7 protein-coding genes are annotated in these 12,721 nt (G+C 34.2%); 1 reads left to right on the top strand and 6 read right to left on the bottom strand.

Features of this window, described 5'->3' with window-relative positions; all coding sequences use genetic code 11:
* Positions 1–1,696: 1,696 nt before the first annotated feature.
* From P3F56_RS04195 to P3F56_RS04220, 6 genes are all read right to left on the bottom strand, one after another.
* The gene (locus P3F56_RS04195) at positions 1,697–2,110 is read right to left on the bottom strand and encodes a tetratricopeptide repeat protein (RefSeq protein ID WP_281153528.1); all 414 of its coding nucleotides are present in this window, start codon (positions 2,108–2,110) and stop codon (positions 1,697–1,699) included.
* 110 nt (positions 2,111–2,220) lie between these two features.
* A complete protein-coding gene (locus tag P3F56_RS04200; protein WP_281153529.1) occupies positions 2,221–2,718 on the bottom strand; it encodes a hypothetical protein in 498 nt (165 codons plus the stop codon).
* Between the two features lie 411 nt (positions 2,719–3,129).
* On the bottom strand, positions 3,130–4,035 hold the full coding sequence (gene lipA / locus P3F56_RS04205) for a lipoyl synthase (protein ID WP_281153530.1): 906 nt from the start codon (positions 4,033–4,035) through the stop codon (positions 3,130–3,132).
* A 513-nt stretch (positions 4,036–4,548) separates the two neighbouring features.
* The gene (locus P3F56_RS04210; protein ID WP_281153531.1) at positions 4,549–5,742 is read right to left on the bottom strand and encodes a hybrid sensor histidine kinase/response regulator; all 1,194 of its coding nucleotides are present in this window, start codon (positions 5,740–5,742) and stop codon (positions 4,549–4,551) included.
* 6 nt (positions 5,743–5,748) lie between these two features.
* Entirely contained in the window at positions 5,749–8,970 is a 3,222-nt protein-coding gene (locus P3F56_RS04215) for a PAS domain S-box protein (protein ID WP_281153532.1), read from the bottom strand.
* 305 nt (positions 8,971–9,275) lie between these two features.
* Positions 9,276–9,992 (bottom strand): GNAT family N-acetyltransferase, encoded by a 717-nt coding sequence (locus P3F56_RS04220; protein WP_281153533.1) that lies wholly within the window; start codon positions 9,990–9,992, stop codon positions 9,276–9,278.
* 1,496 nt (positions 9,993–11,488) lie between these two features.
* Between P3F56_RS04220 and P3F56_RS04225 the strand changes: the two genes are divergently transcribed.
* Complete coding sequence (locus P3F56_RS04225; protein WP_281153534.1) at positions 11,489–12,616, top strand: THUMP domain-containing class I SAM-dependent RNA methyltransferase; 1,128 nt, start codon at positions 11,489–11,491, stop codon at positions 12,614–12,616.
* The last annotated feature ends 105 nt before the right edge of the window (positions 12,617–12,721 follow it).

Raw genomic sequence — 12,721 nt, forward strand, 5'->3', positions numbered from 1 at the left:
TAAGTTGACTAAAATCGATATCTTCATAAATTCGAGAAATAGGAGAACAAGTCAATAGGATGTAAATGTAATAAAGTTTTATTTTTTTACAGAAATAAAGTTCCTAAAATTTATACTTAAAAAGTATAAATATTTATACGTTATTTTCTTGAGCATTAATTAAGACATGTCCTTTTAGGATATCGACTTCAACTTTACGATAGAACTTAAATTTGTCTCCTTAATCAAAGGCTTCTTTAGAAGGTATAAAACTTAAATAACTAAGCGAGGATGATAGGTAACAATAGATTATGATTATCTATCAAGCATTCCTTATAATAATTGTAGTACTTGTAATCTAAGGAGCAGAAGAAATTATCATCGTTTTTTATACATCCCTAGTTTAAAATATACTATTATTAAGTTAATAGTAATTTTGTAATGATAAATTATTCCCCGCTTAATAAAGTAAGTATTTACGTGAACATATTTATATCTAATAGATTAGATTACTTCCTATTCAAAACTTTTTTAAAAAAAATAATTGGGGCTTAAATTTTGCTAATCTATTGTTTGTTTAAATTTTTTAGAAGCCTAAAAATCATAATTGTTGAACAACATTTTTTTAAAAATTAACTAATTAGAGCGTAATTTTTGTCGCTAAATTAATAAATGTCAATACAGCTTAAATTCCAAGTATTTACTGTTTTCTAATTTTTAGAGTTAAATTTAATTGTTGATAATGCTTTTATAGTAAAATAATTTGCCTTAAATTTAAGAAAATAAAAAGTATAAATTCTGAAAAAAAAAGATGAACAATGCGTGTTCTAATTATGGGATAAGTCAGTTTTATTCAAATAAGCTCATAAAGAGCTTACCCAACTAACAGAAAAATTTAATATTATATTTGATAACAATAGTTGGGAATTAAATGATGCTCAATCTCTAGTATATATCTAGTATAAATTTTATTGAATAAGGTTTAATATTTCGTTTATGTTAATTCTATCTGGATTTATTTAAAAAATCAACAAACACCCCATATTGATAAATAGGAAAGTTCAAAATAGAATTTTTAAAACCTAAAAGCGGCACTCATTTTACTTCTATTTATCCCAATTATTTCTAAGATACTCATCATTATAAGAATTTATAAGTCTAGTTTTGTTGATAAAACTGTTTATGATTTCTCCTTCTCTATTTCTAGAAATAGATTATATTCTACTCAGTTTCACTATGTTCAAGACTTAGTTAAAAAAATTGCTCCTATATTAGGAGACAAATAAGCAATAGGACAAATTTATAAAGTTTTAGGCGAAAGTTATGTGATCTTTGATGGACTAGCTTATGCTTGTGGAATGGCGGCGGGAAAGTCACCAGATTAGATAAAAATTATTGGTTATAAGCCTGAGCAGTTTAACTTAGATAAAAATAAAGCTTTTTCCCTAAAAAATAACACATTGTTGCTGATATTTATCAAATATTAAAGGAATTAAACTACGTATAAAAATATGATTGATTTAAGGACTAAAAGATTATTTAAAGAGTAATTGTTTTGTAATGTAACTTGACCAAGCTAACACCTATTTTCTTCTTTACAATTAGATTTGTGATAGACTGCCTTTTTTCATGAAAAGAAGGCTTTAGTATATATTAATTTCTTAATTAAATCGACTAAAAAAAATGAATCAGATTAATTCTCATCCTTATCTCATATTTAGGGTTGTTCTGAATTATTATTAGACAATACAGGAGAGGATGGATTTTTTTGTATTTCTAATTCTTGTTTCATAGTTTTTAAGATAGTCGCGAGTTTTTCTTCTTCTGGGAATAATTGAACCAATTTTTCCATTGGGATAATAGCCCCTTCTAAGTCTTTGAGTTGCAATTTTGCTTCTATTAATCCCTGTAGCGCAGTAGGATTTTTGGGTTCGCGTTTTAATACCTGTTCATATCCGTCTGCGATTGCCTGTAACTTTTCTCGTTGGGAACTGTTGGTGGTGGAGGTTGCTAATGGATACGGAGATTGATTTATTGAACGCGACATGGGGAGTATCATAACTCCCAGTAAAGCTAAACCTGAGAGGATAACAACAATTCTTTGAAATGGTTTTTGAGGATTATTAGACATAATCTTAATATTATAGAGCAGATATTATCAGTTTAGTTAATGAAATACAATCGATATAACACAGTATACAATGTTGCATCAAAGTTTATTTCTCTTTCAAAAGATCCCCTCTAAGTATATCCATGAAAAACGGCCAGCCCCAATCCAAAACTCCCCAGACAGATTACCATCAAAATAAACAAAACTTTCCATTGCGGATACCCTTTATCTTGTAGTTCTAACTTTCCCAAAGTAGCTGCACACAACAACAAGAGTAGCCTGATAAAATACTCTAGCCAACAAACCATCAAGACAACGGCAAAAGTCCAGCAGAGTACAGAAACCATAGCACGATTATCGGATTTAAACCCACTCCCAAATACGATAGTAATCAACGCAACTGGTGCTGCAACTAAACTAGCAGTAATTATTAGTACGAGAACCCCAGCCAAAATGTGCAACATCAAAAATACTGTGTCACTTTCGAGAAGCCATCCCCAAGTTTTCCCCTGTTGAATCAAGTAACGAGTTAAGGATGAGACAGAGAGACCTACATTCCAGCCAAACAGACAATAGGTGGAGAAAACAACACTCAACGAAAGGAAAGAAGACTTAGTGGACCACGACATCGTCAGATAATAAGCGAAAAGTGCTAAATCTTATTAAGAATACGTTTTTTTTTAAGCTTTGTCTAGAAGACTTAAACAGTCTCATTAGCTTAGAGATAATTGTGGGGCAAAACACTTTTTTGTAAGTCATTAAGCCTATTCTGTATCGCCTAAAGTGGTCAGGGTTAGGAGGATTTCACGACATGATCTGAATCATATAATCGAAAAGGCCATAGAACAACGGACTTCTGAAGTGGGATAACAATCTGAAGTTCACTCTACTTTGGGTGGAGAGCGTCTGTGGGTTGAAGACAAGAAAAGACCTTGATTTAAGCGAACCCGTTAAACTGAAAATCCGAGACAGTGATCTTTAGAAAATTCACCTCCTGAAGTGAGTGGGGTATGTCAATAAGGTAACAAGATAATATTAGTTTAAGCTTGCCCTGCATGATAAGAACTTCGAACCAAAGGGCCTGAACGGACGTGGCAGAATCCTAGAGACCGTCCGATTTCTCCTAATTTATCAAATTCTTCAGGAGCCCAGTATTTTTGCACAGGGAGATGGTCTAAAGACGGACGCATATACTGTCCTAAGGTAAGGTTATCGCATCCCACTTTTCTTAAATCTTTAAGGGTTTCGATAATTTCTATTTCTGTTTCCCCATGCCCCAACATCAATCCTGATTTGGTCGTAATGGATTCATCAAGTTCTTTGACCCACTTCAAAACACCCAAAGAACGCTCGTATTTAGCCCCTCTTCTCACGATATTTTGCAAACGTCTAACGGTTTCAAGATTGTGATTATAACAGGCAGGCTTAGCAGCTACAATCGTAGCAACTCGTTGTCTTTGAGTAATTTTTCCTTCTTTCCCTCCCCAAAAGTCTGGAGTTAGTACTTCAATCTCAGTATGGGGGTTGCTCTGACGAATGGACTCCATAACTCTGACAAACCAATTCGCACCTCCATCAGCTAAGTCATCCCGCGCTACAGAGGTTAAAACAACATAGAGTAATCCTAATAAATTGACTGATTCCGCTACTTTCTGCGGTTCTAAGGCATCCAATGGCATGGGGGAATGACCTTTATCCACTTGACAAAAACCACACGAACGAGTGCAGGTTGGACCCATTAACAGAAAGGTCGCTGTTTTCTGCGCGTAACATTCCCCTCGGTTTGGACAACGACCTTCTTCACATATTGTATGAATGTTTCGTCGTTTGATAATACGCTGAACGGCAGAAATCTCACTGGCTTTACCAACAGAGCGTCTAAGCCAAGGAGGAATAGACATCAAGTTTGTTTGGTAGCGATTATTAGTTGATGTACTTTTTTCCATAGTTAATCTGGGATAGAAAATTACACTTTTCTAGTGATCTGAAACTATAAGGAAAATATTTGACTTTATTAACTCTCTTAAGTTAATCATGTTTGGTTAATTAAGACAAAGGGTGATTTTTGCTTCTGATGCACTACCCTTAACCAAGGGTAATATACTCTCTCAATCATGGCCGTGCGGTAAGAATAGTTGGAAACCAATGTTTCATTGGTGAAATTTACTTAATAAGGAGGAAGGACTTTTTCTTGACTGGTGATGGATATGCTTAACTTACTATTCGCTTGAATTGTAAGTTAATTTTCGTGTTAAAAGAGTAAAAAAAATTGCTTGACACTGTTAATACTACCTTGATAAACTATACAAAATCTCTCAGCTAAAAAACAAAAACTAGACTGAGTTATGAAAGTAAAAACTGATTAAAGTAAGAGTTTTGTTAAAAAAATCAATATTTCACCATCTTTAATTTAGTTTTTTTAGTCAGTCAGCTACTTAAAAATGGAAAGTTAAACCAAATCAATTAGTATTTTTTAAACTATCAAAAACTGGCAAAGTAAACCAGAACTTAGCCCCAGCATTTGGATTAGTGATTACCCCAATTTCTCCCCCATGGGCTTCAATAATTTGACGACAAAGGTAAAGTCCTAAACCTAACCCTAATGTTTTTTTTGCCCCATCTCCTCGATGATATCTTTCAAATAAGTTCTCGGCTTGTTCTGAATTCATTCCTACTCCATCATCAGCTAAGATACAGATAACCATTCTTTTATCTTGAGAAGATTTTTCAATCACCTTCTGAGTATAAAAAGCTGATTTTTGGGAAGTTAAAACTTCAGCATTTATAGTTAATTTTAAGCCAGGCGGATTATGTTTAAGGGCATTAGCCAACAAATTTTCAAACACCCGCCATAGGCGATCACTATCTCCATTAACTACTGGTAATTCAGGAGATATTAAGACATCTAATATACCTTTATGTTCCTTTAATATTGGTTGCCATTCTGCAGCTAATTTCTGACTCAATGAAAATAAATCCAAGGGGGTACAATTAAGACAGACTCCTCCCATTTCAAATTGTTGGGTCTCTACTAAAGAATTAATTAAATTAAGTTGGCGATCACAACTAGCTACTATCTGTTCTAATACTGCATTAGACATCTCTATGGTTGGCTTATTTTCTTTTCTTCCTTTTTTAAGTAGGTTTTTCAAAACCATGGCCATTCCTAACACAGGGTTACGTAAGTCGTGAGATACTGCATGAAGGTAAACCCGCAAGGTTTGTTCTGTTTTTTTTCGTTCTTTTATTTCTTGTTGGAGTTGTTTTTTTTGCCGTTGTATAGTTAATTGATTTTCAACTCTAGCAATAACTTCCTCTTCCTGAAATGGCTTACAAATATAGTCTACTCCTCCCACTTCAAAAGCTTTTACCTTATCTAAAATATCGTCAAGTGCACTAATAAAAATAACAGGAATTTCTTTGGTTTTGTGATTATCTTTTAGAGTTTGACAAACTTCATAGCCATTGATTCCTGTCATATTAATATCTAACAAAATGACATCAGGGGGAACTTGAGATACAGTTTTTAAGGCCATCTGTCCATTAAGAGCCTTACGGACTTTATAGCCCTGTTCTGATAACATGGCTGAGAGTAAACGCAGGTTATCAAGAGTGTCATCAACGACAAGAAGATTGCCTTTTTCTAAGATCATAAGTTGCTAATCATCTAAATTATTATTAACTATTGCCTTATTTGTTAATTCAATAATCTGATCAAAAAGAAAGTCATTAGCCCAATCTTTTAGAGTAACAGCTAAAAGCTCACTTGCTGGAGTGATTTGAGTAATTAAATCTAGTATGGCATCATCGCTGCATTCTATAGCAGCTTGGTGAACTTGACTGATCCATTCAGGAGACATCATAGATAATAGTTGCAATAGATCATCGGAGGTATCTTTTTGTCCTCCAACATCTGTTTCCTCTATTCGATTATCTTCTCCTCTCATAGACTCGTAAATATAGCAAATACCAAGGTGATGGGCAATCTTATCCCATAAAACTTCTTCTCGAAAGGGTTTTCGCATAAAGTCATCACATCCGGCTGACAAAACAACATTGCGTTCCTCTTCAAAGGCACTAGCAGTTAAGGCGATGATTACGGTAGCCTGTCCTTTGGTGGTAGTTTTGATGCGTTGGGTAGCTTCGTAGCCATCGATAATAGGCATTCTCATGTCCATTAACACTAGATGGGGTTCCCACCTTTCCCAAATATCAATAGCTTCTTTTCCGTTGCTGGCCTGACGAACTTCAAACCCCATCGATGAGAGCAATTTAACTAAAAGAATACGACTTTCTAGACGATCGTCCACCGCTAGGATACGGTATCTGGGTTGGCCAGGAGCTAATCCAATGACTTTGCGAATAGGTTTTTTCGTTTCAATAGCACTAGCCGATGCTATCTGTCCCTTAATGGTAAAAGTAAATAAACTGCCTTGGCCCAGCACGCTATTAACCTGAATATCGCCCCCCATTAACTGCACAAACTTCTGACTAATGGGTAAGCCTAACCCTGTTCCCTCTTGAGCGTTGCGTCCGGTTTCTGTCTGTCCAAAAGCAGCGAATAGTTGGTCTATCTCTTCGGGGGCAATACCTAGTCCAGTATCTTCTACCTCAAAGGTAATCATAATTTTTTCTGATTCCCGATTCCCTTTAACCCGCAGAGTGACACCCCCTTCATCGGTGAATTTAATGGCATTGCCTAATAGATTGATTAAAACTTGCCGTAATTTTCCTTCATCGGTGGTCAGGTATTGGGGAACTTCTGGGGTATGTTCAAAAATCAGTTGCAACCCCTTAGCTTCAGCTTTTAACTTTAGCATAGCTTCTATGTTAGAAAGCAAGCGATATAGGTCAAAACTATTCTGGTTTAAACTCGTGCGGCCTGCTTCAATTTTGGACATTTCTAGGATGTCGTTGAGCAAAGTTAATAAATGCTCGCCACTACGTGAGATGATCGACAAATTCTGCTGCTGTTCTTGACTTAAACTGCGATCACGTTGCATTACCTGAGTGAACCCTAAAATAGCATTGAGGGGAGTCCGTAATTCATGACTCATACTAGCCAAAAATTCACTTTTAGCACGATTGGCGGCATCTGCAGCTTCTTTAGCTTTTTTCAGGGCTATTTCTGCTTGTTTGCGTTGGGTGATATCTCGCACTATGGCAGTAAATACTTTGCGTCCCTTAAGTTTAATTTTAGAAATGGAGACTTCGGCTAAAAATTCGCTCCCATCTTGACGAAGACCAAAAACGGGGCGACGACCTCCCATTTGTCTAGCAATTTCAGAGGCTATACTAAAATCCTTAATATGTCGGTGGTGACTGTCACTAAACCTTTGGGGAATAAGTAGATCAAAAGGGCGTCCTAACACTTCTGATGCTTGGTAGCCAAAGGTTTTTTCGGCAGAGTGGTTAAACAAGGTAATACACTGATTCTCATCAATAGAAATAATCGCCTCATTCGCATTATCTAAAATGCCAGCAAACCTAGCTTTAGACTCAGTGCGTTCTTCTTCTGCTTGAGATCTTGCTTGGGCAATAGCCAAGAATTCTCCCACTAGTTTCAAGACATTTATATCTTCTTGAGTCCAATGTTTGGTAATTTTTCCGTCAAACCCTAAATACCCTAACGTTTGGCCAGTGGCCACCATAGGAACTACAACTAGGGTAGGACTAAGACTATTTTTAAATATTTCCCTTTCGTCGATCGCTTGTCGGGGCAGATCTTCTGGTGAGTTTACTCGAATAGGATGGCCTTTCAGGAGTTGTTCTGAGAACCAGGGAAAGTCTTGTAAAGGAATATTTTGGGACTGCTTTTTAGTAGAGGGAATATTTTCGTTACACCATTCATGGGTCATATTCCAAAGGCATTGTTGAGGAGAATGACGTATGATGTAGCCGCGATCACCGTTGGTAAATTCTCCTAGAGCTGCTAGGGTAAATTCAACAGCAGTATTGAAGTCTTGATCAATTAATTGTCTAGCAATACTGCTAAGTAAACTATCACGTTGAGCTTGCTTTTTTAAGGTTTCTTCTCGTCGTTGGCGATCAGTAATATCTCTACTAATCCCAATCGATCCCATTAAGTTACCATCAGGACAACAAAAGGGGGTTTTTAATGTGTCGAGAAGACGACGACTTCCATCAGGATAAGTAATCCATTCTTCATTACGATGAGCTTGTTTGTTGTGAATCATAATACGATCTTGTTCCCGAAAAAATAGGGCTTCTTCGGGACTAAAAAGATCAAAATCTGTTTTTCCAATAATATCTTTTCTGTCGCGTCCGACAAAAGTTTCAAAGGCGTTATTACAGACCTTATAAAACCCTTGAGGATCTTTACAAAAGATAAAGTCAGGAATACAATCAATTAGGGAGCTTAATAGAATTTGCTCTTGTTTACGATCGCTAATATCACTGTGGGTTCCTACCATCCTAATTGGGTTTTCTTGTTTATCCCAAAGGGCTTGTCCCCGTGATAAAATCCACTTATAAGTTCCATCTTTACATTTGAGTCGAAATTCAACCGTATAATGGTTAGTTTTTCTTTCCAAATGAGCTCGTACTGCAGCCATTACCCTTTCTCTATCTTGGGGATGTAGCAACATTTTCCAAGTATCCAAATGGTTAGATAAATCTTCATTTTGATACCCTAACATTTCTTTCCAACGATGAGAAAAGAAAAGCTCATCGGTTTTAAGGTTCCAGTCCCAAATTCCCTCATTTGTCCCTTGCAATACTAATTGCCATCGTTGTTCACTTTCACGCAATTCTTGTTGAATTCTTAAAGTAGCTATTTGGGCTGCTTTTAAGGTTGCAATCTCCCTTTGTAGTTTTTGGATAATTTGGATAGAGTTTGGTTTTTTCTTGGGAACTGGCATGGGTATGAACAAGGTTAACTGCCTTATGTCGAACTCAGGTAACGAAATTATCTTGAATAGGAGCAAACCTATCAGTCCTCTAATTCTATATCAAAAGTTTTTCGAACTACCTGAAAACATTAAGAATTATTTTCTAACTATCTTAGTCAACTATTTTGTGGCTCAGTTCAAGATAGTCAGTGTGGGAAAACTTTCTGGTTAAGAATAAATTGAACGCCTTTTTGAGAACTAGCAGCACAAATTTGTTTAGCCAACCTAGATAAGGTTAACTAAACAAATAGTCCTTAATTTTGTCCTGCAGAATGTTATGGAGACTTTAATATCTTTTTTAAGAATAATCGTCGGGGAGTTTTAAATAACCAACTTTGCCAAGTAAATTCAGTCCCTTGGACTTGATAACCATTATTAAGATAAAGTTGTTTGGCTGGGTAATTATCTTCTAAGACGTGCAAACTAAGGGAGCAATGTCCCCATTCTAGGGCAACTTGCTCACATTTCTGGAGTAAATGTTTAGCAACTCCCCGTCTTCGATAAGAATGGCTAACAGCTAAATTACTAATGTATAAAGATTGAAAATGCAACCTAGAACCCAGAGTGATTTCGACTGTACCAATAACTGATTCTTGGGAATCATTGGATGTCCCACTAGAAACCATGGCTACTAAACAACAATAATAAGGGGAATGTGATCGAAAACGGATGCGCAAATCTTCATGGATTTCTAACCTGAATAAAGGTTGTAGCCAGGAAAACCATTGTTGGGGGGTATGAAAACTCCCGAGCAGAACTTCGGTGAGCCCTTTAATATCGCTCATTTGAGCCATTCGTACTATCACGGGGAGTCTTCCCAGATAAATCTGACCCGGCTTTTGGGAATGCTCGGAAAACCCGTTATAAAACTGACAGAAATCCACAAAAACTCCAATTTTAAGAGAAATAAGTAGAATTTTAGTTATTATACGTCCATTGTGTTTGGAAACAGTTGTTTTCTTATCTTGAACTCCCTTCGTGTTACTAAACAACCCATCGGCATCCTAGCATTTTCCCCTTGATAAGGAAGTGTGGGAAGATACATAACATGGCGTTCTTTAGTTCCATGTCATATAACCTGTTTGATAGAAACATAAAATAACTATTAGCTATTGACTCAGTAATCAGCTCCAAATAAACGCTGAAAATACAAATTATTTTTTCCCATCTATTTAGAGCAAATTCCTTGAGCAAGACTTGATTCAACTACCTTAGTCAATCATATGTATATTCAAATATTTTTCTATAAAATTGATCAATTTTATAGAAAAATATTTCCTTTCCATTATACCTAGTTTAGGGCTATAAGTTAGTAAGAAATGTAGATCAGAGCATTTTTTTCTTGTTTTTTCAGTTTAGTTTTAACGAAGCAACTTGTATACATTGAGTAATGAGTAAGAACAATTACTGCGTCTATTTTCTTTTCTTTACAGTTTTTCTAGTTTTTTGAGGATATTCTCTCTTGAGATATAGATAATTACTGTGCTTTCTTTGTCGGTTTCTATTTCCAGCTCTTGTTTTGAAATTACATATTTTTCTTGAAGTTAATTTCACTTTCTCATTTTGTTTTTATCTCCTGGATCGTTATTAGCAGTTATAAGCTTATAAGTTTTTTATCTTTTTCTAAAAACTATTGACAAGATTCTATATTTATCTTTATCTTGTTGACCTTGAGTAGAAAATTATTGGATTATAAGTTAATTTTAATGTCAAACACTATTAAAATTAGATTTTTTTATGTAAACATATATCTAGTATTTATTTTTGACATTTCTTGATTATAAATTTATTTATATTTATCTACTTAATTAACTAATAGTAGTAAAACTTAAGTAAAACGGTTACTCATTAATATAAGTATTACGCGTATTTATATATATTTTTTTCTCTTGATTGAGATACAAACTTTACACTATTTCTAGTACATAAATAAAAATTAAAATTAATTGATAATTAAATATAAGCTCTTTTTTTTAGCTTTAGTCTCAAACTAGTTTTTTAAACCCTGATTTTAAAACAATAAATATTAATTTTAATTAATATTTATTGTTTTACTCAAGAAAAATACATAAACAGTAATAAATAATTTACTGCTCATAAATATATCTCAAATAAAAGTATTAGCCAAAGTCCTTCCATTATCGTATTTTAATTGCTATGTACTTGATAAAGTACATAGCAATTAAAGATTTCTTTGTATACAATTTCACGGTTAATTTTGACGACCTAATACATAGTAAATAATTTTATAGATAGTCACTTCAAAAACTATTAACAAGACCATGAGATTTTTTATATAAAAAAAATAAAATTTGTTTTTTATATAATTGTTATTTATATAAATTTGATTAGATGAAATTTACATTAAGTAAAAGTGGATTATTTATATAATAAACATGGTGTTACTTTTTTGTTAATTATCTCACTTAATTAGTACATAATGGTAAAATACAGCAAATACACCAACAGTTTTATTAGCTAATATATAATGAACCAGATTTATTTTGCTACTGTCGCGAGAGGATTAGAAGAAATTGCGGCTAAAGAATTAGAATCATTAGGGGCAACTGAAGTTAAACCTGGTTTTGCAGGAGTTCGTTTTCACGGAAATAAAGAATTATTTTATCGAGTAAATTTGTGGTCAAGAATTATTTTTCGAATTTTAGTCCCCATTCAAGAAATTAAAAGTGATAATGCAGATCAGTTGTATAAAAATGTTTATAATATAGATTGGTCTAAGTATTTACAAGCCCATCAAACATTTCTTGTTAATTGTACTGGAAGTAATCGAAATTTAAATCATACTCATTTTACAGCATTAAAAATCAAAAATGCTATTGTTGATAAACAAACAGAATGTTTTAACACTCGTTCTAATATTGATGTTAAAAATCCTGATATTATTATCAATGCTCATATTAATAATGATTATTGTATTCTAAGTTTAGATAGTTCAGGCAGAAGTTTACATCGGCGAGGATATCGTTCAGCTATGGGATTAGCTCCTTTAAAAGAAACCCTAGCAGCTGCCTTATTAGATATGGCTAATTGGGATGGGAATATTCCTTTTTTAGATCCCATGTGTGGTTCAGGTGTTTTACCTGTTGAAGCTGCCTTAAAAGGGCTAAACATTGCCCCAGGCTTATATCGAAATAAATTCAGTTTTCAGAATTGGCTTGACTTCGATTCAACTATTTACTCTAAAATAGTTAAAGAAGCTAAAAAACAACAATTAGCCCAGTTGAAAGCTCCTATTTTTGGAAGCGATCAAGATCGGGATGTCATCGAACAAGCGTCCATTAATATAACTGCTTGTGGTCTTGATAAAGACATTAAATTAAATCAAGTTCAACTAGAAAAAATTGAGGCTCCAACCGACAAGGGTATCATTATTTGCAATCCACCTTATGGTAAGCGTATTGGTAATTCCCAACAGTTAGCGAAATTATATAAGTTATTAGGTGATGTCTTAAAACAACGTTTTAAAGGTTGGAATGCTTATATTTTAACAGCAAACAAAGAATTAAGTAAACAAATAGGATTAAGAACTTCTTGTCGTATTCCTGTTTACAATGGTTCTCTTCCCTGTACATTACTTAAATATGAATTATATTGATTTAATTTATAAACAGTCAAAATTCTAAAATAGGGGAGTTAGTTTAAAACTTTAGTCATGGCAATCGTTAAAAGGGCTAGGATATTTTATTATTTCTTATTCCCT

Source organism: cyanobacterium endosymbiont of Epithemia clementina EcSB (assembly GCF_029919255.1).
Taxonomy (GTDB): Bacteria; Cyanobacteriota; Cyanobacteriia; order Cyanobacteriales; family Microcystaceae; genus Rippkaea.